Source organism: Geodermatophilus sp. SYSU D00697, assembly GCF_054050175.1.
In genome coordinates, this window is sequence record NZ_JBJGYV010000004.1 from 254,850 (window position 1) to 276,652 (window position 21,803).

Annotated in this window: 24 protein-coding genes and 1 rRNA gene; 13 read left to right on the top strand and 12 right to left on the bottom strand. The window is 76.1% G+C overall.

Features of this window, described 5'->3' with window-relative positions:
- Positions 1 to 79: 79 nt before the first annotated feature.
- From egtA to egtE, 9 genes are all read left to right on the top strand, one after another.
- Positions 80 to 1,339, top strand: a complete 1,260-nt coding sequence (egtA, locus tag ACI79C_RS06165; protein ID WP_456944745.1) for an ergothioneine biosynthesis glutamate--cysteine ligase EgtA — start codon at positions 80 to 82, stop codon at positions 1,337 to 1,339.
- Complete coding sequence (egtB, locus tag ACI79C_RS06170; protein ID WP_456944746.1) at positions 1,336 to 2,667, top strand: ergothioneine biosynthesis protein EgtB; 1,332 nt, start codon at positions 1,336 to 1,338, stop codon at positions 2,665 to 2,667. Before egtA ends, egtB begins: the two co-directional genes overlap by 4 nt.
- The gene (gene egtC, locus ACI79C_RS06175) at positions 2,667 to 3,356 is read left to right on the top strand and encodes an ergothioneine biosynthesis protein EgtC (protein ID WP_456944747.1); all 690 of its coding nucleotides are present in this window, start codon (positions 2,667 to 2,669) and stop codon (positions 3,354 to 3,356) included. The genes egtB and egtC overlap by 1 nt, the downstream gene beginning before the upstream one ends.
- 8 nt (positions 3,357 to 3,364) lie before the next feature.
- On the top strand, positions 3,365 to 4,333 hold the full coding sequence (gene egtD / locus ACI79C_RS06180; RefSeq protein WP_456944748.1) for an L-histidine N(alpha)-methyltransferase: 969 nt from the start codon (positions 3,365 to 3,367) through the stop codon (positions 4,331 to 4,333).
- Positions 4,334 to 4,703: 370 nt separating this feature from the next.
- Entirely contained in the window at positions 4,704 to 5,522 is an 819-nt protein-coding gene (locus ACI79C_RS06185) for a DUF4397 domain-containing protein (RefSeq protein WP_456944749.1), read from the top strand.
- Positions 5,523 to 5,548: 26 nt separating this feature from the next.
- The gene (locus ACI79C_RS06190) at positions 5,549 to 6,244 is read left to right on the top strand and encodes a class F sortase (protein ID WP_456944750.1); all 696 of its coding nucleotides are present in this window, start codon (positions 5,549 to 5,551) and stop codon (positions 6,242 to 6,244) included.
- 44 nt (positions 6,245 to 6,288) lie between these two features.
- On the top strand, positions 6,289 to 6,888 hold the full coding sequence (locus ACI79C_RS06195) for an RNA polymerase sigma factor (RefSeq protein ID WP_456944751.1): 600 nt from the start codon (positions 6,289 to 6,291) through the stop codon (positions 6,886 to 6,888).
- On the top strand, positions 6,869 to 7,705 hold the full coding sequence (locus ACI79C_RS06200; RefSeq protein WP_456944752.1) for an anti-sigma factor: 837 nt from the start codon (positions 6,869 to 6,871) through the stop codon (positions 7,703 to 7,705). The genes ACI79C_RS06195 and ACI79C_RS06200 overlap by 20 nt, the downstream gene beginning before the upstream one ends.
- Before the next feature lie 35 nt (positions 7,706 to 7,740).
- A complete protein-coding gene (gene egtE / locus ACI79C_RS06205) occupies positions 7,741 to 8,871 on the top strand; it encodes an ergothioneine biosynthesis PLP-dependent enzyme EgtE (RefSeq protein ID WP_456944753.1) in 1,131 nt (376 codons plus the stop codon).
- Between the two features lie 15 nt (positions 8,872 to 8,886).
- Here egtE and ACI79C_RS06210 read toward each other — a convergent pair whose 3' ends face one another.
- The 3 genes from ACI79C_RS06210 to alc all read right to left on the bottom strand — a co-directional run bounded on the left by ACI79C_RS06210 (position 8,887) and on the right by alc (position 11,814).
- Positions 8,887 to 10,257: an 8-oxoguanine deaminase gene (locus tag ACI79C_RS06210; RefSeq protein ID WP_456944754.1), complete on the bottom strand. Its 1,371-nt coding sequence runs from the start codon at positions 10,255 to 10,257 to the stop codon at positions 8,887 to 8,889.
- Between the two features lie 57 nt (positions 10,258 to 10,314).
- Entirely contained in the window at positions 10,315 to 10,608 is a 294-nt protein-coding gene (locus ACI79C_RS06215) for a DUF4333 domain-containing protein (protein WP_456944755.1), read from the bottom strand.
- 84 nt (positions 10,609 to 10,692) lie between these two features.
- Positions 10,693 to 11,814, bottom strand: a complete 1,122-nt coding sequence (alc, locus tag ACI79C_RS06220; RefSeq protein WP_456944756.1) for an allantoicase — start codon at positions 11,812 to 11,814, stop codon at positions 10,693 to 10,695.
- A gap of 89 nt (positions 11,815 to 11,903) precedes the next feature.
- Here alc and ACI79C_RS06225 point away from each other — a divergent pair, with 89 nt between their 5' ends.
- Positions 11,904 to 12,062 (top strand): hypothetical protein, encoded by a 159-nt coding sequence (locus ACI79C_RS06225; protein WP_456944757.1) that lies wholly within the window; start codon positions 11,904 to 11,906, stop codon positions 12,060 to 12,062.
- 109 nt (positions 12,063 to 12,171) lie between these two features.
- Here ACI79C_RS06225 and allB read toward each other — a convergent pair whose 3' ends face one another.
- The 8 genes from allB to ACI79C_RS06265 all read right to left on the bottom strand — a co-directional run bounded on the left by allB (position 12,172) and on the right by ACI79C_RS06265 (position 19,304).
- Positions 12,172 to 13,485, bottom strand: a complete 1,314-nt coding sequence (allB, locus tag ACI79C_RS06230) for an allantoinase AllB (protein WP_456944758.1) — start codon at positions 13,483 to 13,485, stop codon at positions 12,172 to 12,174.
- Positions 13,482 to 14,180, bottom strand: a complete 699-nt coding sequence (locus ACI79C_RS06235) for an urease accessory protein UreD (protein ID WP_456944759.1) — start codon at positions 14,178 to 14,180, stop codon at positions 13,482 to 13,484. Before ACI79C_RS06235 ends, allB begins: the two co-directional genes overlap by 4 nt.
- Before the next feature lie 17 nt (positions 14,181 to 14,197).
- The gene (ureG, locus tag ACI79C_RS06240) at positions 14,198 to 14,878 is read right to left on the bottom strand and encodes an urease accessory protein UreG (protein ID WP_456944760.1); all 681 of its coding nucleotides are present in this window, start codon (positions 14,876 to 14,878) and stop codon (positions 14,198 to 14,200) included.
- Positions 14,868 to 15,506 carry an urease accessory protein UreF gene (locus ACI79C_RS06245; RefSeq protein WP_456944761.1) on the bottom strand — a complete coding sequence of 213 codons (639 nt, stop codon included), beginning with the start codon at positions 15,504 to 15,506 and terminating at the stop codon, positions 14,868 to 14,870. Before ACI79C_RS06245 ends, ureG begins: the two co-directional genes overlap by 11 nt.
- Positions 15,506 to 17,227 carry an urease subunit alpha gene (locus tag ACI79C_RS06250; RefSeq protein ID WP_456944762.1) on the bottom strand — a complete coding sequence of 574 codons (1,722 nt, stop codon included), beginning with the start codon at positions 17,225 to 17,227 and terminating at the stop codon, positions 15,506 to 15,508. Before ACI79C_RS06250 ends, ACI79C_RS06245 begins: the two co-directional genes overlap by 1 nt.
- A complete protein-coding gene (locus ACI79C_RS06255; RefSeq protein WP_456944763.1) occupies positions 17,227 to 17,802 on the bottom strand; it encodes an urease subunit beta in 576 nt (191 codons plus the stop codon). The genes ACI79C_RS06250 and ACI79C_RS06255 overlap by 1 nt, the downstream gene beginning before the upstream one ends.
- Entirely contained in the window at positions 17,799 to 18,101 is a 303-nt protein-coding gene (locus ACI79C_RS06260; RefSeq protein ID WP_456944764.1) for an urease subunit gamma, read from the bottom strand. Before ACI79C_RS06260 ends, ACI79C_RS06255 begins: the two co-directional genes overlap by 4 nt.
- A 69-nt stretch (positions 18,102 to 18,170) precedes the next feature.
- Positions 18,171 to 19,304: an epoxide hydrolase family protein gene (locus ACI79C_RS06265; protein WP_456944765.1), complete on the bottom strand. Its 1,134-nt coding sequence runs from the start codon at positions 19,302 to 19,304 to the stop codon at positions 18,171 to 18,173.
- A 102-nt stretch (positions 19,305 to 19,406) separates the two neighbouring features.
- Here ACI79C_RS06265 and ACI79C_RS06270 point away from each other — a divergent pair, with 102 nt between their 5' ends.
- The 3 genes from ACI79C_RS06270 to ACI79C_RS06280 are packed head-to-tail and all read left to right on the top strand — an operon-like array spanning position 19,407 to position 21,375.
- Positions 19,407 to 19,769, top strand: a complete 363-nt coding sequence (locus ACI79C_RS06270) for a GntR family transcriptional regulator (protein ID WP_456944766.1) — start codon at positions 19,407 to 19,409, stop codon at positions 19,767 to 19,769.
- Positions 19,766 to 20,680: an ABC transporter ATP-binding protein gene (locus ACI79C_RS06275; RefSeq protein WP_456944767.1), complete on the top strand. Its 915-nt coding sequence runs from the start codon at positions 19,766 to 19,768 to the stop codon at positions 20,678 to 20,680. Before ACI79C_RS06270 ends, ACI79C_RS06275 begins: the two co-directional genes overlap by 4 nt.
- A complete protein-coding gene (locus ACI79C_RS06280; RefSeq protein WP_456944768.1) occupies positions 20,677 to 21,375 on the top strand; it encodes a hypothetical protein in 699 nt (232 codons plus the stop codon). Before ACI79C_RS06275 ends, ACI79C_RS06280 begins: the two co-directional genes overlap by 4 nt.
- 275 nt (positions 21,376 to 21,650) lie before the next feature.
- Here ACI79C_RS06280 and rrf read toward each other — a convergent pair.
- A 5S ribosomal RNA gene (gene rrf, locus ACI79C_RS06285) occupies positions 21,651 to 21,767 on the bottom strand.
- Positions 21,768 to 21,803: the final 36 nt, after the last annotated feature.

The following is a 21,803-nucleotide window of genomic DNA, read 5'->3' on the forward strand; positions in this document are numbered from 1 at the left end:
GACGGCCGCGACGACGGGCCGCCCCCGCACCGACCCGCGGTCGACGTCGACCGGTCCGGACCTGGAGGGGGTGGGGCCCGTGGCCCCGGTCACCGAGCAGCGGCACGCGGCTGCCCTCGACCTCGACGGCGCGCTGGCGCACGTGGCCGACGCCGCGCTGCGCCCCGGACCGGTCGGCGCCGTCGGCCTGGAACTCGAGGCGCACCTGGTCGACCGCACCGATCCCGCCTCGCGGGTGCCGTGGGCGCGCGTCCGCGGCGTCCTCGACGCGCTGCCGACCCTGCCCGGGGGCAGCCGGGTGACCCTCGAGCCGGGCGGCCAGGTGGAGCTGTCCGGGCCGCCGCTGCCCGGCGTCGCCGACGCGGTCGCCGCGCTGCGCGCCGATCGGGCCGTGCTCGCCGCGGCGCTGGCCGACGACGGGCTCGGGTCGGCCCCCGTGGGCGCCGATCCGCTGCGCCCGCCCCGCCGGGTCAGTCCCGCCCCTCGCTACGCGGCGATGGAGGAGCACTTCGCCGCCGTCGGCTGCGCGGCCGCGGGGACGGCGATGATGTCGGGGACGGCGTCCCTGCAGGTCAACCTCGAGGCCGGCCCCCGCGGTGGGTGGAGCTGCCGGGTGGCCCTGGCCCACCAGATCGGGCCGGTGCTGGTCGCGGTCTCCGCCTGTTCGCCCCTGGCGGCCGGCCGGTCCACCGGCTGGACGTCGCACCGGCAGCGGGTGTGGGGCGAGATCGACCAGGCCCGCTGCGGCCCCCTGCTGGGCGGGGCCGACCCGGCCGGCGAGTGGGCGCGGTACGCCCTCGCTGCCCCGGTCATGCTGGTGCGCGACCCGGCGTCCGGCGGCGCCGTCCCGGTCCGGGGGCGGGTGCCGTTCGCCGACTGGGTCACCGGCGCGGCTCCGCTGGGCGGGCGGTCGCCCACGACCGCCGACCTCGACTACCACCTGACCACGCTCTTCCCCCCGGTCCGGCCGCGCGGCTGGCTGGAGATCCGCTACCTCGACGCCGCTCCGGAGCCCTGGTGGCCGGCGCTGGCCGCGGTGACGACCACGCTGCTCGACGACCCGGTCGCGGCCGGGCGCGCCGCGGCGGCCACCGAACCGGTCGCCGGCGCGTGGGACCGCGCCGCCCGGCTCGGGCTCGCCGACCGGGCGCTGCACGCCGCGGCCCGGACCTGTCTCGCCGCCGCGTGCGACGCCGCACCCACCGCCCTGCGCGGGGAGGTGACCGCCCTGGCCGACCTCGTCGACCGCGGAGGGAGCCCCGGCGGCTCCCTGCTCCGCACCGCCCGCACCCACGGCCCCGCCGCCGCCCTCCTGTCAGCCACGGAGTCCCCTCGATGAGCGACCTGACCGAGATCCTCGCCCGCGAGCTGACCGCCGCCCGGGCGCGCACGCTGCTGCTCACCGACCTCGACGAGCCCGAGCTGCTGCGCCAGCACACGCCGTTGCTCAGCCCGCTGGTCTGGGACCTCGCGCACATCGGCCAGCAGGAGGACCTCTGGCTGCTGCGCCGCGGGGACGCCACCCGCCCGGGTCTGCTCCCGGCCGACGTCGAGGCGCTCTACGACGCGTTCACCCACCCCCGCGCCGTCCGCTCCCGGCTGCCGTTGCTGCCACCGGTCGAGGCGCGGGCGTTCTGCGGCGAGGTGCGCGGCCGCGTCCTGGACCGGCTGGACCGGTTCGGCGCCGACCCTGCTGCCGACGGCGGGGACCCGTTCGACTTCGCCATGGTGGTCAGCCACGAGCAGCAGCACGACGAGACGATGCTGCAGGCGCTGAACCTGCGTCCCGGCCCGCCGCTGCTCGGCGCCGGCACGCCGCTGCCGTCGGGCCGGCCCGGGGTGGCCGGCACGTCGGTGCTCGTCCCGGGCGGGGAGTTCGTCCTCGGCGTGCACGCCACCGAGGAGCCGTTCTCCCTGGACAACGAGCGGCCCGCGCACGTGGTCGACGTCCCGGCCTTCCGGATCGGGCGGGTGCCGGTGACCAACGCCGAGTACGCCGCCTTCGTCGCCGACGGCGGCTACGCCCAGCCCCGGTGGTGGTCGCAGCGGGGCTGGGCGCACCGGGTGGAGGCCGAGTTGGAGCGGCCGCAGTTCTGGGGGCCCGACGGCACCCGCACCCGGTTCGGGATCACCGAGGAGCTGCCCCCCGACGAACCGGTCCAGCACGTCACGTTCTTCGAGGCCGAGGCGTACGCCGCCTGGGCCGGGGGCACCGGCACCGTGGCCCCGGGGGCGCGGCTGCCCACCGAGGTGGAGTGGGAGAAGGCCGCGGTCTGGGACCCTGCCACCGGCCGGCGCCGCCGCTTCCCGTGGGGCTCGGCCGAGCCGGCGCCGGCGCTGGCCAACCTGGGCGGGACCGCCCTGCGCCCGGCTCCGGTCGGCGCCTACCCGGCCGGCGCCTCGGCCTACGGCGCCGAGCAGCTCCTGGGCGACGTCTGGGAGTGGACCTCCTCGGACTTCCTCCCCTGGCCGGGCTTCCGGCCGATGCTCTACGCCGACTACTCGGCGCCGTTCTTCGGCGGGGACCACAAGGTCCTGCGAGGTGGCTCCTGGGCGGTGGCGGCCTCGATCCTGCGGCCGAGCTTCCGCAACTGGGACCACCCGGTCCGCCGGCAGGTCTTCAGCGGCGTCCGGCTGGCCTGGTCGGTCGACGGGTCGTCCGCCTGATGTGCCGACACCTCGCCTGGCTGGGCCGGCCGCGGACCCTGGCGGCACTCGTGCTCGAGCCGCCGTCCTCCCTGCTGGTGCAGTCCTGGGCGCCGCGCCGGCAGCGGTACGGCACGGTGAACGCCGACGGCTGGGGAGTGGGCTTCTTCGTGCCCGGTCGCGCGGAGCCGGCGCGCTGGCGCTCACCGCGCCCGATGTGGGCCGACCCGTCGTTCGCCTCGGTCGCGCCGGTGCTGTCGTCGGGGTGCGTGGTGGCCGCCGTCCGGTCCGCGACGGTGGGCATGCCGCTGGAGGAGAGCGCCGTCGCGCCGTTCACGGACGGCCGGTGGCTGCTGTCGCACAACGGCCGGGTGGACCGGTCGGTGCTGCCGCCGGTGCGGGACGCCGAGTCCACCGTCGACAGCGCGCTGCTGGCGGCCCTGGTCTTCGCCCGGGGCCCGGATGCGCTGGGAGCCACCGTGCTCGAGGTCGGCGCCGCGGACCCGGGCGCCCGGCTCAACCTGCTGGCCGCCGACGGCACCCGGCTGCTGGCCACCACCTGGGGCGACACGCTGTCGGCGCTGGTCACTCCGGACGGGACGGCGCTGGCCAGCGAGCCCTGGGACGACGACCCGGCGTGGACCGACGTGCCCGACCGCTCCCTCGTCGAGGTCACCCCCGACGGCCTGACCCTGACCCCGCTCGCCTGAGGAGACCCGTGTCGATCTCGCTGACCACCCACCTCGCCCCCGAGGACGCCGCGGAGGCGCTGCGCGCCGACGCGCTCGCGGGGCTCACCGCGACGCCGAAGTCGCTGCCGCCGCGGTGGTTCTACGACGCGCGCGGCAGTGCGTTGTTCGACGAGATCACCCGCCTGCCGGAGTACTACCCGACCCGCGCCGAGCGGGCGATCCTCGCCGCCCGTTCCGGAGAGGTCGCCGCGGCCTCGGGGGCGGACGTCCTGGTGGAGCTGGGCAGCGGGACGTCGGAGAAGACCCGCCTGCTTCTCAGCGCCCTGCGCCGGGCGGGCACGCTGCGCCGGTTCGTGCCCTGCGACGTCGACCCGTCGGTGCTGCGGGCGGCGGGGGCCGCCATCGAGACGGAGTTCCCGGGCGTGGAGGTCGAGGCGGTGGTCGGCGACTTCACCCGGCACCTGGCCGAGCTGCCCCGCTCCGGCCGGCGTCTCGTGGCGTTCCTCGGCTCGACGATCGGCAACCTCGAGCCCGGGCCGCGGGCGGAGTTCCTCGCCGAGCTCGCCGGCACCTTGACGCCGGGCGACTCCTTCCTGCTCGGCACCGACCTGGTCAAGGACCCCGCCCGGCTGGTCCGCGCGTACGACGACGCGGCCGGCGTGACCGCGGAGTTCAACCGGAACGTGCTCGCGGTGCTCGACCGCGAGCTCGGCGCGGACTTCGACCTCGACGCCTTCGAGCACGTGGCGGTGTGGGACGCCGACCACGAGTGGATCGAGATGCGGCTGCGGTCGCGCGCCGCCCAGGTGGTGCGGGTGGCCGAGCTCGACCTCGACGTCCCGTTCGCCGCAGGCGAGGAGATGCGCACCGAGGTGTCGGCGAAGTTCCGCCGCGACGGGGTGGCGCGCGAACTGGCCGCCGCGGGCCTGTCGATGACCCACTGGTGGACCGACCCGGACGGCGACTTCGCGCTCTCCCTGTCCGTCCCGGCCTGAGCCCCGTCGGCCGGGCCGCCCCGCCACGTCGGTCCCGGCACGCTCGCGCTCTGCGCACCCCTCGCATGCAGGGCACGAAGGACCGCCCCGCCACGTCGGTCCCGGCACGCTCGCGCTCTGCGCACCCCTCGCATGCAGGGCACGAAGGACCGCCCCGCCACGTCGGTCCCGGCACGCTCGCGCTCTGCACACCCCTCGCATGCAGAGCACGAGCTCCTCGGGAACACCTGTGCCCGACGCCGCATCCGCCGGACGGGAGGGCCCCGTCGACGCATCCGCCGGACGGGCGGGCCCCGACACTGCATCCGCCGGACGGGAAGGCCCGGAAGGAGGGAGTGACAGGCACCTCCACCTCCGGAAGGACCGTCCCGTGCCCCGTAGCCGCACCTCCCTCGCCATCGTCGTCGGCGGAGCCACCGGCGCCCTCGTCACCCTGGGCGCCGCTCCGGCGCTGGCCGCGGACACCGCCACCGTCTCGGTGCTGCACGCGGTGCCGGCCACCCCGGTCGACGTCTACGCCAACGGAGAACAGCTGATCGACGACTTCCAGCCCGGCACCCTCACGGATCCGCTGCAGCTGCCCGCCGGGACCTACGACCTGGCCCTCTACCCCGCCGACGCGCCGGACGCGTCCGGCGATCCGCTGCTGTCCGCCGACGGCGTCGCCGTTCCGGCCGGGGCCAACGCGACCGTCGTGGCGCACCTGTCCGCCGAGGGTGCGCCGACCCTCACCCCGTTCGTCAACGACACCTCCGCGGTGCCCGCCGGCCAGGCCCGCGTCGTCGTCCGGCACACCGCGGCCGCACCGGCGGTCGACGTCCGGGCCGGCGGCAGCGTCGTCGCCCCGGGTCTGACCAACCCGAACGAGGCGGCCCTGACCGTGCCGGCCGGCACGGTCACCGCGGACGTCGTGCTCGCCGGGACCGACACCGTCGCCCTCGGCCCGGCCGACCTCGACCTGACCGAGGGCGCGACGACGATCGTCTACGCCTGGGGATCGCAGGACGCCGGCTTCGACCTGGCCGTCCAGACGATCTCCGGATCGCACTCCGCCCCGTCCGGCGTCCCCGGTGGCTCGGCTGGCCTGGCCCACGAGGACGGTCTCCCGGTGCCGGTCGTGGCGCTGTCGCTGGCCGGACTGGCCCTCGCCGGTGTGGCCGCCCGCCGGCTCGTGCCCGTCCGCTCCTGACCTCCATCGGGGGAGGGAGCCCGGCCATGCGCTCCGCGGCCGCCGTCGCGACCCTGGGCCTGGCGCTCGCGGTCGGCGCACCGGCCACCTGGGCGCTGACCCGGGAACCGACGGCGACCGGGAGACCGGTCGAGCAGGCCCTCCCCGCACCGACCCCGTCGGTGCCGCCGCCGGCCTCCTCGGCGGCGGCACCGGCGGCCCCTCCGCCGACCGGCCACGAGTGGTCGGGGATCCCGGTGGTCACCCGCGACGCGGCTCCCACGCCCGCCACGCGGCCCCCGGAGCCGACGCGGCTGACCGTGCCCGGGCTCGGCGTGGACGCCCCGGTCGACCCGGTCGGGGTGCGCGAGGACGGTCAGGTGCACCTGCCCGACGACGTCGACCGTGTGGGCTGGTACCGGTTCGGGCCGCTGCCCGGCGCGGAGGGGGTCGCAGTCCTCGCCGGCCACGTCGACGACCGCACCCAGGGGCTCGGGGCACTCGCCCCGCTGCGGGAGGCCTCGCCCGGGGACGAGATCGAGGTGACCGACGCGGCCGGCGCCGTCACCGGGTGGCGAGTCGTGTCCCGCGAGCTGGTCGAGAAGCGAGCGCTGCCGCTGGACCGCCTGTTCAGCCGGACCGGGCGGCCCTCGCTGGCCCTGGTCACCTGCGGCGGCCCGTTCCTGCCCGAGCTGGGCAGCTACCGGGACGTCGTGGTCGTCGTCGCCGAGGCCCTCCCGTGACCAGGGTCCTCAACCGGGGCCGCCAAGGGCCTAGGGTCGAGCGCGTGACCACGGACGTCGGGCCGCTGCCGGGGGAGACCCCGGAACCGGACGACGCCGAGGTCGCCCGCCGGTTCGCCGCCGGCGACGAGCAGGGGCTGGCCTGGGCCTACGAGCGCTTCGCCGGCCAGGTCCACGGCATGGCGGTGCGCGCCTTCGGCCCCGGGCCCGACGCCGAGGACGTCACCCAGCAGACCTTCATCTCCGCCTGGACCGGCCGCGCCGGGTACCGCCCCGAGCAGGGGCCGCTGCCGGCGTGGCTGGTGGGCGTCTGCCGGCACAAGATCGCCGACACCTGGGCCCGCCGGGACCGGCAGCGGCGCACCACCGAGGCGGCCATGGCCCAGGCGCAGTCCGCGCCGGACCCCGGTGGCCCGCTGGTGGACACCACCGTCGCCGATCGTGTGCTGCTCCTCGACGAGTTGGACCAGATCGGTCAGCCCCAGCGCGGGATCATCGAGCTGGCCTTCTTCGAAGACCTCACTCACGCCCAGATCGCCGCCCGCACCGGGCTGCCCCTGGGCACGGTCAAGAGTCACATCCGGCGCACCCTCGAGCGCCTGCGCAACCGGTTGGAGGTGGACGGTGCCGCACTGCACGCCTGAGCAACTCGCCCTGGCCGCGCTCCGCGAGCCACTGCCCGAGTCCGACGCCGCGCACCTCGAGTCCTGCACCCAGTGCCGCGCCGAGGTCGTCTCGCTGCGGCGCGGGGTGGACGCGCTCGCCGTTCCGCAGCTGGCCGCCCCCGGCGCTCCGGTCCCGCCGCCCCCGCGGGTGTGGGCGGGGATCGCCGCGGCGACCGGGGTGTCCGTCGCGCCGCGTCCCGAGGCCGTCGCCGGGGCGTCCCCGCCGGTCAGCGCGGCTCTGCCGCCCCCGGGAGCCGAGCCGCCCCCGGGAGCCGAGCCGGGCCCGGGAGCCACGCAGGCCCCGGGAGCCGAGCCGGCCGACTCCGGGCCGCCGCCGGCTCCGGTCACCCGACTGCGCCCGCGCCGCTCCCGGCTGGTGCTGGCCGCCGCGGCCGCGCTCGTCGTCGGCGCGGGCATCGGCGCGGGCACCGTGGCGCTCGGCACCCGCAGCGGTGAGGGGCTCACGGTCGCCGCGGCCGCCCTCGACCCGCTCGACGCCAGCGGCGCGTCGGGTGAGGCGCGCGTGATCGAGCGCAGCGACGGCAGCCTGGTGCTGTCGGTCGACCTCAGCGCCGCCGAACTGCGCGGGGAGTACTACGAGGTGTGGCTGCTGGACCGGTCGGTCTCCCGCCTGATGGCGATGGGCGTCGTCCGGGGCGGCGACACCGCGGTGTTCGAGCTGCCGCCGGGCCTGGACCTCGGTGAGTACCCGGTGGTCGACGTCTCCGTCGAGCCCCTCGACGGCAACCCGGCCCACTCCGGCGTCTCGGTGGCCCGAGGGGACCTCGACACCTGACCCGTCCGGTCGCCCGGCTCGCCTAGCGTGGTGCCGTGACCGTGCTCGACCCCGCCCTCGTCCACGAGGACCTCGGTGCCTCGTGGCGCTCCGCCCGCCCCCGCCCGGCCGGGCGCCACCTGGACACCGCCGCCTGCAGCCGCCAGAGCCACCGCGTGCTGGAGGCCGTCGCCCACCACGCCCGGCACGAGGCCGAGCTCGGCGGGTACGTCGCCGAGGCGACCGCGGAGGACCTGCTGCAGCAGGGCCGCTCGGTGATCGGTGGCCTGGTCGGCATGGCCGCGGCCGACGTCGTCTTCGTGGAGTCCGCGCAGGCCGCCCTCGTCGCCCTGCTCGGTGGCTGGCGCCTGCCCGCGGGGTCGCGGGTGGCCTGCCTGCCCGGCGAGTACGCGCCCAACGCCGCCCAGCTGCGCGCCGCCGGGCTGGTGCCCGAGCCGCTGCCGGTCGACGACCTCGGCCGGGCCGACCTCGACGGGCTGGCCCGCCTGCTGGCCACCGACCCCCCGCGCGTGGTCCACCTGACCCACATCGGCAGCCACCGCGGCATCGTCCAGCCCGCCGCCGAGGTGGCCGCGCTGTGCCGCTCGGCCGGCGTGCCGCTGGTGCTGGACGCCGCCCAGTCGCTGGGCCACGTCGACACCGACGTGGGCGCCGACGTCGTCTACGCCACCTCCCGCAAGTGGCTGGCCGGCCCGCGCGGCGTGGGGGTGCTGTGCGTCCGGCCCGCGATCACCGCGGAGCTCACCCCCGCGCTGCCCGCGCCGGCCGACCTGCCGCCGCTGCGGGCGCTCGAGTCCGGGGAGGCGCACGTGGCCGGGCGGGTCGGGCTGGTGCTGGCGGTGGGCGAGCACGTGGCGGCCGGTCCGGTGCGGGTGCGGGAGCGGCTGGCCGCGCTCGGACGGGCCTCCCGCGAGGTGCTGGAGGGCGCAGCCGGCTGGCGGGTCGTCGAGCCGCTGGACGAGCCGACCGCGACCACCACGCTGCGCCCGCCGGACGGCGTCGACGTCGTCACCACCCGGGCGCGGCTGCTGACCGAGCACGGCATCGTGACCACGGCGATCGAGCGCGAGCGGGCGCCCGGGGAGATGACCGGGCCGGTGCTGCGCGTCTCCCCGCACCTGGACGCCACCCCCGACGACCTCGACGCCCTCGCCTCGGCCCTCTGAAGACGAGCGGTGTCGTCAGTCGGCGGCCTGCATCCGGGCCGCCACCCGGGCGTGGACGGCGAGCTGCTCGTCGAGCGCGGAGTGCACCGGGACGCCGTCCTCCACGACGAGCCGCCCGGCGACGACGGTGTGCCGCGCCGCCACCGGCCCGCAGCGCAGCCAGGCCTCCACCGGGTCCGACAGCGCGCCGGCGAACGCGACGCCCGACAGCGGCCACACCACCAGGTCCCCGCACGCGCCGACCGACAGCTGGCCGATCTCCCCCACCCGGCCGAGACACGCCGCCCCGCCGCGGGTCGCCAGCTCGAGCGCGTCGCGCGCGGAGAAGGCGCCCGCGCCGTGCCGCAGCTTGCCCTGCAGCATCGCCGTCCGGGCCTCGAGCCACAGGGACGCCGAGTCCGCGGACGCCGAGCCGTCCACGCCCAGGCCCACCGGCGCGCCGGCCGCGCGCAGCTCGGCCACGGGCGCCAGCCCGCTGCCCAGGATCATGTTGGACGACGGGCAGTGCGCCGCCCCGACCCGCGAAGCGCCGAGCCGGGTGACCTCCTCGGCGGACGGCCACACGACGTGCGCCAACCACACCCGGTCGCTCATCCAGCCGACGTCGGCCAGGTGGTCGACGGGCCGCCGGCCGAAGGTGGCCAGGCAGAAGGCGTCCTCGTCCTGCGTCTCGCACAGGTGGGTGTGCAGCCGCACGTCGAGGGTCTCGGCGAGCTCCGCGGTGCGGGCCATGAGCGAGGGCGAGACGCTGAACGGGGAGCAGGGAGCGAGCGCGATGCGCGTCATCGCGAACGGCGAGCGGTCGTGGTGCAGCCGCACGAGGCGCTCGGAGTCGGCCAGGATCTCGTCCTCGTCCTGGACGACGGAGTCCGGGGGCAGCCCGCCGTCCTTGACCGACAGGGACATCGAGCCCCGTGTGGGCGAGAACCGCACGCCCAGGTCGCGGGCCGCCGCGACCTCCGCCGAGATGAGGTCCCCGCCGCCGCGCGGGTGCACGTACAGGTGGTCGGTGGAGGCGGTGCAGCCCGACAGCGCGAGCTCGGTGAGCCCCACGTAGGCGCTGACGTAGGCCGCCTCCTCGTCCAGCCGCGCCCACAGCGGGTAGAGGGTCACCAGCCAGTCGAACAGGCCGCCGGCCAGCGCGGGGGCGTAGGCCCGGGTGAGGTTCTGGTAAAGGTGGTGGTGGGTGTTCACCAGCCCCGGGGTGACCAGGCAGCCGCGGGCGTCGATCCGGCGGGCGGCGGCCGGCCGGGGGTCCGCGGGCCCGCCGATCCCGCTGACCACCCCGTCGGTGACCGCCACCCAGCCCCCGGCGATCTCGCGGCGGGCGTCGTCGACGGTGGCCAGCAACTCGGCGTCGTGCACGAGGAGGTCTGCGGTCCGCACCCCGGCATCCTGCACAGGTGGGGGTGCCGGCCGGGTCACCCGACGCCCGGCGCGGCGTCAGTCGACCGACTGGATGTCGAACGCGGCGCGGCCGTCCTCCACCGAGGTGACCGTGATCCGGTAGGTGAACTCGCGGCCGGTGTCGGGCTCGGTGGCGGTGCACTCGGTCGTGGCGTCGACCTCGGCGTCGAGGTCCCCGGGGCAGCTGACCTCCGGGCTGACCCCGGTCTCGGCCTCCAGCGCCGCGGCCACCTGCGACTCCAGCTCGCCCTGCTCGATCGCCGAACTGCACCCGGCGAGTGCCAGCGCCGCGGCCGGGACGAGCAGAGCCAGAGGACCGGGACGGGACACGGCTGCTCCTCGGGGAGTGTCGCGGCGGGGAGCCGAAACCCTATCGGCAGCCCGCGGCACCGGGGCGCCCGAGCCCGTTCCGGTCTACCGCCCCGGTCCCTCCAGGAGACCCCGCACGGCCGGCGGCAGGTCCGCCGGCAGGGCGCGCCCGCCGACCAGCCGGCCCGCGTCGGCCGGGGGCACACCGACCGACCCCAGCACCTCCAGCGCCTGGACGTCGGGCAGCGCCTCGAACCAGCGGCGGCCGAGCGAGGCCCGCCCCGCCGCGGTGGGCCGGCCCCACAGCCGCAACCGGGCCATGCCGCCGTCGGGGAACACGTCCAGCCGGACCCGCTCGACCGCAGGGCCGCCGTCGAGGACGAACCGGTGCCGGGTGTCGGGCTGCAACCGGGTCCGCGGCAGGACGACGACCTCGCCGTCCGGACCGGTGCCGGTCAGCGACGCCGAGCCGGGGGCGTTGCCCAGGAACCAGGTGGTGTCGAGCTCGGCCAGGGTCACCACGCCCTCGCAGGCCAGGGCGACCTCCACCCAGTCGTTGCCCTCGCCGCGACGCCGCCGGGTCTCCCAGCCCTCGCCCATGGTGCGGGCCTGTCCGGGCGCGATCAGCTGGGCCGGCCGGCCGTAGAAGTCGTCGCTGACCGCCGTCACGCGGCCGCCCCACTCCTGCGCGGCCAGGTCGAAGGGGCCGGCGTCGACCAGCCGCGGGTCGGGGACGACCGTGCCGTGCACCCGCAGTCGCGCCACCCCGCCGTCGGGCTGGATGACCAGCCGCACGTGCGTGACGCGCCGCGCCGAGCTCACCGGGAAGACGTTGGCCGTGTCGCCGGTGACGTCGGAGAGCGGCAGCAGCGGCTGCCAGTCGGCGCGCACCAGCTCGCCGACCGCCGGGTGACCCTCCACCGCGGCACCGTCGAGGGAGACCCGGGACGGCGAGTTGCCGGTGAAGTGCGCGGTGTCGACGACCACCGCGGCCACGGTCCCGGGCGCGCCCAGCCGGACGATCGCCCAGTCGGCGCCGGGTGAGCGGCGCCGGCGGGTCTCCCAGCCGTCGTACTCCTTGCCCCGGTGCCCGAACTCGGTGCGGGCCACCGGCGGGTGTGGGAGCACCAGGTTCTCCTTGGCCGCGAAGAACTCGTCGTTGGCCGCCACGACCGCGCCGCCGAGGGCACGACTGGCGAGGTCGGTCAGGCGCGTGGGGTCGCTCATCGGGCTCCTCGGTGCGTGGACGGCGCGCGGGTCACTCTGGCACGGCACGGGTAGGGCAGACCCCGTACACCCACCACGGAGGAGGCCTCGTGTCCGAACCCACTGACGACCTGCGGGAGCGCGCCCGCGAGCACGTGCAGCAGATGCCGGCCGAGACGGCGCTCGGCAACGCCGATCCCGCCGGCGGCTCGACCGACGACCCCCAGGTGATGGACCAGGCCGCCCGCGAGGAGGGCGAGCAGCAGTAGGAGGACCCGCTGCCCCCCACCCCTCGCAGGCTCGGGGTGGGTCCCCTGCAGGGGGCCGGGACGGGGCCGCGGGACGGGGACGGGGCCCTGCAGGAGGGCGCCGCCGACATCAGCGGCTCCCGCGGTCGAGCAGCCGGCCGCGGGGGCTGCCGTCGGCGTCCTGGCCGCGCAGCCAGGTCCGCCGCACCCGTCCCACCAGGGCCCGGCCCGCGTAGGGCGTGACCGGGTTGCGGTGCGCCAGCTGCCCCACGGTCCACCGCTCATCGGGGGCGAAGGCCACCAGGTCGGCGTCCTTCCCGGCCGCGATCGCGCCCTTTCCCGGCAGCCCGGCCAGCCGCGCCGGCCCCGCCGACATCCACTGCACCACCTGCGTCAGCGACAGGCCGCGCGCCCGCGCTCCGGTCCACACCGCCGGCAGCCCCACCTGCAGCGAGGCGATCCCGCCCCAGGCCAGGCCGAAGTCGCCGACGTCGAGCCGCTTGAGGTCCGGCGTGCACGGCGAGTGGTCGCTCACGACGAGGTCGACCTCGCCGTCGGCCAGCGCGGCCCACAGCGCCTCGCGGTGCCAGGTCTGGCGGATCGGCGGGCAGCACTTGTAGGCGGTGTCCCCGTCGGGGACCTCCTCGGCGGCGAAGGTCAGGTAGTGCGGGCAGGTCTCCACGGTGATCCGGACACCGTCCGCCCGGGCCCGCCGCAGCACCGGCAGCGCGTCGGCGTCGGCCAGGTGGACGACGTGCACGCGCGCTCCCGTGTCGCGCGCCGCCGCCGCCAGCCCGGCGATCGCCGACTCCTCCGCCGCCGGCGGCCGGGAGGCGAGGAACGCCGCGTAGCTGGGTCCGTGCGGCCCGGGCGCCGCCGCGACGACCCCGGCGTCCTCGGCGTGCGCGATGAGCAGCCCGTCGACGGCGGCCAGCTCGGCGAGCGCGGCACGCAGGCCGGCGTCGTCCAGCGGCGGGAACTCCGGGACGCCGGAGTCGAGCAGGAAGCACTTGAACCCGACCACCCCCGCCTCGTGCAGCGGCCGCAGCTGGTCGAGGTTCCCGGGGACCGCGCCGCCCCAGAAGGCGACGTCGACGGCGACCTGTCCGTCGGCGGCCTGCCGCTTGACCCGCAGCGCCTCGACGGTGGTCGTGGGCGGGATCGAGTTCAGCGGCATGTCGACGATCGTGGTGACCCCGCCGGCCGCCGCGGCGCGGGTCGCGGTGGCGAAGCCCTCCCACTCGGTGCGGCCGGGCTCGTTGACGTGCACGTGGCTGTCCACCAGGCCGGGGAGCAGCACCTCGTCGTCGGCCAGGGTGACCGCCCCGGGCGGGGCATCGGCGAAGCCGGTCACCGCGGTGATCCGCCCGTCCTCGGTGTGGACGGCGGCGGCGCGCTCGCCCTCCGGCGTGACCACCCGGCGGGCACGGACGACCAGGCTCATGCCGGGATCCGCGCCGGGCGGCCGAGCTCCTCCAGCGCCCGGGTCACCCGGTGCAGCTCGGCACCCCAGGCGGTGGCGACCCAGCCGCCGGGCAGCGGGAGCCGGACGGCGTCGTCCGCGGTGGCGCTGTCCCCCGCGCGGCCTGGGAGGGGCACAGGGCCGGAGTGCACCGTGGAGGCATACGCCCGCGGGGCGACCGGGGGCAACCAGGCGGGCTCACCCGGCCCCAGCCCGACCGTGGTGTGCAGCAGCGGCCGGCCGTCGCGCACCACGCGGGTGGTGCCGGTCCAGCGGCCGGGCGCCCCCGCGGTGCGGCCGAGCAGCACCTGCTCGGTGGCGGTGAGCACGCCGTCCGGGCCCACGTCGGCGGTGAGCTCCGCGACGTGCCGGGCCCGTGCGGTCACCACCGTCGGCTCGGGCCTCAGGTCGAGCAGCCCGCCGACGGTCGCCGCCACCCGCTGCACCGACGGCGCCTCCTCCCGCGCGGGGAGCGCGACGGCCGCCGCGACCGAGCGCACCGTCAGCGCGGCGCCCTCCTCGACGACCAGCCGGATCGTCGCGTCGTCCCCGCCCAGCGGGCCGAAGGCCGTGGCGACCAGGTGCACCGTCGCCGGCCCGGTGCGCCGGACGGCGAGCTGCCCGCTCGCCCGCACCACCGGCAGGTCGGTCCGCCCGTCGCGTCCCCGCCGTGCCACGACCTCGACGACCGTCCTCACCCGGTGGTCTGCAGCGCCCGCAGCCGCACCTGCTCGCGCACCCAGTCGGCCACGGGGCCGGCTGTCGGGTCCTCCCGCAGCGAGACCAGCAGGGTCGGCCTGTCCCCGCGCACCAGCGCCGAGTCGCGGCGCATGACGTCGAGGTCGGCGCCCACCAGCGGCGCCAGGTCGGTCTTGTTGACCACCAGCAGGTCGGCCGCGGTGACCCCGGGACCGCCCTTGCGCGGCACCTTGTCCCCGCCCGCGACGTCGATGACGAAGACCTGCACGTCGACCAGGCCGTAGCTGAACGACGCGGTCAGGTTGTCCCCGCCGGACTCGACCAGGACCAGCTCCAGCCCCGGGTGCCGGGCCTCGAGCAGCTCGACGGCGTCGAGGTTGGCCGTGATGTCGTCGCGGATCGCGGTGTGCGGGCAGCAGCCGGTCTGCACCGCCTCGATCCGGTCGTCGGGCAGGACCGCGTGGCGGCGGAGGAAGTCGGCGTCCTCGGTCGTGTAGATGTCGTTGGTGACGACGGCGAGGTCGTACTCGCCGCCCAGCGTGCGGCACAGCGCCGCGGCCAGCGCGGTCTTGCCGGAGCCGACCGGACCGCCGAGCCCGACCCGCAGCGGCCCGCCGTGCCGGTGCCCCTGCTCGTACGGGTCCACGTAGTCGTCCAGGTCGTGGTCAGGAGGCAAAGAAGCGGTCCCCTCTCGTGGCGTGCACCTCGGCCAGCAGGTCGAGGAGCGGGTCGGTGTCGGCGGGGAGGGAGCCGACAGCGCTGCAGAGGCTCCCGTCGGCGACGGCGTCGATCTCGGGCGCCAGCCGCGCGGTGACCGCGGCGACGGTCAGCGGGTCCATGGCCAGCAGCCGCTGCGCCGCCGTGGCCGGGCCGCTGACCGACAGGTAGGCGGCGGCCGCGGCGGCGTCCCGCGGGGTCAGACCGCCGGTGGCCGCGGCGATCCCGAGCGCGACCGGGTGGTGCGGCGCGGCCGGCAGCGCGTCCCACAGCGGGGACGGCCAGGCCCGGCGGCCCACCCGCACCAGCCCGCGGCCCTGCTGCCGCGAGGCGGCCCGCAGCGCCGGCGACGGCGTCCGCGCGTCGGCCTCGGCGTCGAGGACCGCGAGGTCCCCGCCCTGGCACGCCGCGGCCGCGAGGCCGGCCGCCACGGCACCCGACGTCGCCAGCCGGCGCAGCAGGAAGGCGGCCAGGGACGACGGGTCGTGCACCAGCCCGGCCGCGATCGCCTGCTCCACCCCGCCGGAGTGCGTGTGCCCGCCTGCGGGCAGCCGCGAGTCGGCGAGCGTGAGGAGTGCCGCCGTCATCAGAAGAGGAAGTAGCGCTGCGCCATCGGCAGCTCGCGTACCGGCTCGGGCTCCCACACCTCGCCGTCCACCGTGACGGTGAAGGTGTCCGGGTCGACCCGGATCTCGGGCAGCGCGGTGTTCTCCGGCATGTCCGCCTTCGTCAGCCGGGTGGTGTCGGTGACCGCGGCCAGCCGCCGGCCGACCGCCAGCCGGCCGGCCAGCCCGGCCTCGAGCGCCGCGGGCGCGACGAAGTGCAGCGCGGTCCGCGCCGGCACGCGGCCGTACGCGCCGAACATCGGCCGGGGCAGCTGCGGCTGCGACGTGGGGATCGAGGCGTTCGCGTCGCCCATCTGCGCCCAGGCGATCACCCCGCCCTTGAGGACCACGGAGGGCCGGACGCCGAAGAAGCGGGGGTCCCAGAGCACCAGGTCGGCCAGCTTGCCCGGCTCCACCGAGCCCACCTCGCCGTCGATGCCGTGCGCGACGGCCGGGCAGATCGTGTACTTCGCGACGTACCGGCGGGCCCGCAGGTTGTCCGCGGCGCCGTCACCGGCCAGCGACCCGCGCTTGCGCTTCATCACGTGCGCGGTCTGCCAGGTGCGCAGCACCACCTCGCCGACCCGTCCCATGGCCTGCGCGTCCGAGCCGATCATCGAGATCGCCCCGATGTCGTGCAGCAGGTCCTCGGCGGCGATCGTCGTGGGCCGGATCCGGCTCTCGGCGAAGGCGAGGTCCTCGGGCACGGAGCTGTCCAGGTGATGGCAGACCATGAGCATGTCGAGGTGCTCGTCGAGGGTGTTCACCGTGTGCGGCCGGGTCGGGTTCGTGCTGCTGGGCAGCACGTTCGGGTGCCCGGCGACGGTGATGATGTCCGGCGCGTGACCTCCTCCGGCTCCCTCGGTGTGGTACGCGTGGATGCTCCGCCCGGCGATGGCGGCCAGCGTGTCCTCGACGAAGCCGGCCTCGTTGAGCGTGTCCGAGTGGAGCGCCACCGGGACGCCGTGCCGCCCGGCGACGGTCAGGCAGGCGTCGATCGCAGCGGGCGTGGACCCCCAGTCCTCGTGCAGCTTGAAGCCGCTGGCACCGCCGCGCAGCTGCTCCTCCATCGACTCGTGCGAGACGGTGTTGCCCTTGCCCAGCAGCGCGACGTTGACCGGCCACGGGTCCATCGCCTCGAGCATCCGCGCCAGGTACCAGTCGCCCGGGGTGATCGTGGTGGCCTTGGACCCCTCCGCCGGGCCGGTGCCGCCGCCGATCAGTGTCGTGACCCCCGACCCCAGCGCCGTCGGCACGATCTGCGGGCAGATGAAGTGCACGTGGCAGTCGATCCCGCCCGCGGTCAGGATCCGGCCGTTGCCGGCCAGCACCTCGGTGCCCGGGCCGATCACCAGGTCCGGGTGGACGCCGTCCATCGTGTCGGGGTTGCCCGCCTTGCCCAGGGCGACGACCCGGCCGTCGCGGACGCCGACGTCGGCCTTGACGACCCCCCAGTGGTCGAGGACGACGGCTCCGGTGACCACCAGGTCGGGCGCGCCCTCGGCGCGGGTGGCGCGCCCCTGGCCCATCGACTCGCGGATCACCTTGCCGCCGCCGAAGACCGCCTCCTCACCGGCGCGGCCCGGACCGCCGCAGCGGTCCTCCTCGACCTCGACCAGCAGGTCGGTGTCGGCCAGCCGGATCCGGTCCCCGGCGGTCGGTCCGTACAGCTGGGCGTAGCGCTCCCGGGACAGCTGCACCATCAGCCGAGCCCTCCCTCGCCTCTCAGGCCGTGCCCCTGGGCCCGACTCCGCGCCCCGGTCCGCTCCTCGCTCGTTCCTCGCTGCGATGCTCCCGGTGCCGTCGTCAGGCCGTGTCCCCGGGCCCGACTCCGCGCCCCGGTCCGCTCCTCGCTCGTTCCTCGCTGCGATGCTCCCGGTGCCGTCGTCAGGCCGTGCCCCCGGGCCCGACTCCGCGCCCCGGTCCGCTCCTCGCTCGTTCCTCGCTGCGATGCTCCCGGTGCCGTCGTCAGGCCAGGCACGACGCGCGCGCCGGCCAGCGGCACCAGCGTCACCGTCCGGGTGATCCCCGGCTCGAAGCGGACGGCCGTGCCGGCGGCGACGTCCAGCCGATGACCGTGCGCCGCCTCCCGGTCAAACTCCAGCGCCCGGTTGGCCTGCGCGAAGTGGAAGTGCGAGCCGACCTGCACCGGCCGGTCGCCGGTGTTGGTGACCTCGAGCTCGATGCGCGGCGCCCCGGGCAGCGTCTCGATCGTCCCCTCCGCGGGGATCACCTCGCCCGGGACCAGCCGGCCACCGCCCGGCGAGCTCGCGGTCACGGGATCGGCTGGTGGACGGTCACCAGCTTGGTCCCGTCCGGGAAGGTGGCCTCCACCTGCACCTCCTCCAGCAGCTCGGGGACGCCGTCCATGACGTCGTCCCGGGTGAGGACCGTGCGGCCGGACTGCATGAGCTCGGCCACCAGCACGCCGTCCCGGGCGCCCTCGAGCACGTGGTCGGTGACGATGGCGGTCGCCTCCGGCAGGTTCAGCCGCAGGCCGCGTGCGCGCCGCCGGCGGGCGAGTGAGGCGGCGTAGGAGAGCAGCAGCCGTTCCTGCTCGTGGGGGGACAGGTGCACAGCGGCGGGACCTCCGGGTGTTCGCGGAGCCCGGACGCTAGCCGCGTCGTGTGACGGCTCTGTTGCGCCTCAGCGCAGCGGGCGGAAGAACTCCCGGACGTCGTCCACCAGCAGGCCGGGCTGCTCCATCGCCGCGAAGTGGCCGCCCCGGTCGTGCTCGTGCCAGGTCCGCAGGTCCGGGAACTGCTCCTGCACCCACTCGCGGGGCGGCTGGAAGATCTCGTGCGGGAACAGCGACACCCCGACGGGCACCGTCGCGCGGGGTGTGCGGGCGGCCGGCGCCTGCGCCATCTCCCAGTACATCCGCGCCGAGGACGTCGCCGAGGCGGTGAACCAGTAGGTGCTGACGTGGTCGAGGATGCGGTCGGCGCCCAGCGTCGCCACCGGGTCGCCGGCGCAGTCCGCCCAGGCGTGGAACTTCTCCAGGATCCAGGCGCACTGGCCGGCCGGGGAGTCGGTCAGCCCGTACCCGAGGGTCTGCGGACGGGTGCGCTGCTGCTGGTTGTAGGCCGCGCCCTCGGCGCGGAAGCGCCGCTCCCGCTCCAGGGCCCGCTGCTCCCGGTCGGTGAGCTCCGTGCGGCCCTCCGGCGGGCCGGTGACCACCATGTTGAGGTGCACCCCGGCGACCCGGTCGGGGTGCCGGGCGCCCAGGTTGGCCGAGACGAACGAGCCGATGTCCCCGCCCTGGGCGCCGAACCGGGAGTACCCGAGCCGGGACATCAGCTCGGCCCACGCGTCGGCGGTGCGCTCCAGCCCCCAGCCCGGCGCTGTCGGCTTGCCACTCCACCCGAACCCCGGCAGCGAGGGGACGACGACGTCGAAGGCGTCCCGCGGGTCGGCGGGGTCGGTGAGCGGGCCGAGGACGTCGAGGAACTCGAACACCGACCCCGGCCACCCGTGCGTGAGGACCAGCGGGAGCGCGCCGTCGTGCGGAGACCGGACGTGCAGGAGGTGGATCGGCAGGCCGTCGACCTCGGTCACGAACTGCGGGACGGCGTTGACCCGCTCCTGCCGCGCCGCCCAGTCGTAGCCCTCCGCCCAGTACGCGCAGAGCTCGCGCAGGTAGGGCAGGGGCACCCCCTGCGACCAGTCGTCGACCGTGGCCGGGTCGGACCAGCGGGTCTCGCGCAGCCGCCCCCGGAGGTCGGACACCGCCTCCTCGGGGACGTCCACCGTGAAGGGCCTGATGACGTCGGCGTCCACCCGGCCACCGTAGTGGCCTTGCCCACGACCCCACGGCACCTCTATGGTTCGTTACATGAGTAATGAACCAAGGAACCGACGGGGTCCCCGCCGGGACCTCCGATGAACGAGGACGGCGGCCCGATCTTCCGGCAGGTCGCCGAGCAGATCGAGAACGCGATCGTCGACGGCTCCCTCGCCGAGGAGAGCCAGGCGCCCTCGTCCAACGAGCTGGCCGCCTTCCACCGCATCAACCCCGCCACCGCCGCGAAGGGCCTCAACCAGCTGGTGGCCGACGGGGTCCTCTACAAGAGACGAGGAGTCGGGATGTTCGTCGCCCCGGGTGCCCGCGAGCAGCTGCTGAAGCGGCGGCGCAGCGAGTTCGCCGACCAGTACGTCCGCCCCCTGATGGCCGAGGCGCACAAGCTCGGCATCTCCACCCGGGAGCTCAGCGCCATGATCGACCGCTGGGAGGACCCTCGATGAGCGCCGCGGCCACCGTCACCGACGTCACCATGCGCTTCCGGGAGCACACCGCACTCTCGGGGGTGAGCACCACCATCGAGGCCGACAGCATCACCGGCCTGCTCGGCCGCAACGGCGCCGGCAAGACCACCCTCATGCAGCTGCTCACCGGCCACCGCCGGCCGACCAGCGGGCGGGTCGAGGTCCTCGGCGGCGAGCCGTACGAGAACGACGCCGTCCTGAGCCGCGTCTGCTTCATCAAGGAGGGCCAGCGCTACCCCGACCACTTCCGGGTGCAGGACGCGCTGGAGTCGGCCGCGATGCTCTTCCCCCGGTGGGACGGCGACCTGGCGGCCGCCCTCCTGCGGGACTTCGACCTCCCGCCGAAGCGGACGATCAAGAAGCTCTCTCGAGGGATGAACTCCGCGGTGGGCATCGTCATCGGCCTGGCCTCGCGGGCACCGGTCACGCTGTTCGACGAGCCCTACCTCGGCCTCGACGCCGTCGCCCGGCAGCTGTTCTACGACCGGCTGCTCGCCGACTACGCCGAGAACCCGCGCACCGTGGTCCTGTCGACCCACCTCATCGAGGAGATCGCCAGCCTGCTCGAGCACGTCCTGCTCATCGACCGCGGCCGGGTGCTGCTCGATGCCGACGCCGACTCCCTGCGCGGCAGCGCCCTGACCGTCACCGGGCCGCGCGCCACGGTGGACGCCTTCGCCGCCGGCCACGAGGTCCTGCACACCGAGTCCCTGGGCGGGCACAGCCGGGCCGTCGTCCGCCTGCGCCCCGGCACCGACGCCGGGGACGCCGCCGCGGCCGGCCTCTCCTGGGAGGCCACGAGCCTCCAGCAACTGGTGGTGGCCATGAGCCTGCGGACGGCTCGGGACCACCCCGCCGTCCCGTCCGACCTCGAAGAGGTCTCCCGGTGAACCGCGTCCTCGCCGCTGCTCGGCTGCACCTGGTCCACCCGCTGGTCACCTTCGGGGTGCCGTGGATGGTCGGGACCACCAGCTTCGCCATCAACTGGGCCGTCTGGGCGCTCGCCGACGTCGCCGAGCACGACCCCAACAACTTCGCCGGCGGCGTCTCCGCGCTCTACATCACCGTGTGCGTGGTCTTCGTCCAGGCGCTCACCCAGATGCTGCCCTTCGCGATGGGCATCAGCCTGAGCCGGCGGACCTACTGGCTCGGCACCGCGCTGGTCGGGGTCGTCTCGGCGCTCGGCTACGGCATCGCGCTGGCCGTCCTCAACGAGATCGGGCAGGCCACCGGGGGCTGGGGCGTGGACCTCAACTTCTGGGTGCCCACGCCACTGCTGGCCGACAACTTCCTGCTGCAGGTGCTCTACTCGGGCGGACCGATGCTGGCGCTGATCTTCGTGGGGCTCGGGATCGGCGTGGTCTACAAGCTCTGGGGCGCCAACGGCCTGTGGGCGCTGGCCATCCTCACCGTCGTCGTCATCGGAGGCTTCGCCGTCCTGACGACCGGCCTGAGCGCCTGGGGCGATGTGTGGGGCTGGCTGACCGACCGCTCGGCGATCACCCTCACCTTCGGCATCCCCGCGGCCATCGCCGCCGTCGCCGCCGCGGCCTCCTTCGGTGGCATCCGCCGGGTCGTCCCCTGAGCCCGGTTCCCGGCCCCCACCGTCGGCCCCTTCGTCACGTGACGGAGGGGCCGACGCACGTCTGTGGGCCAGCAGCTGCGCGGCCGTGGCGTCGCAGACGGGAGAGGCGGGCGGCGTCTGGCCCCGGTGCCCACGACCGCCCCGGGTCGGGACGTCGGCCCGGAGTGCACTCCGGTCACCGGCGCCGCAGTGCTCCGCGGACGGTGCTGCCGCCGTACGGTGCGTGGATGCGCGAAGGGGCCCCAGCGGTTGCTGGGGCCCCTTCGTGGAGTGTTGTCCGGCGGCGTCCTACTCTCCCACCCCGTCTCCGGGGCAGTACCATCGGCGCTGAGAGGCTTAGCTTCCGGGTTCGGAATGGATCCGGGCGTTTCCCTCTCGCCATGGCCGCCGTAACGCTGTGAACCTGTCCATCAGCCCCCGCCCCTTCC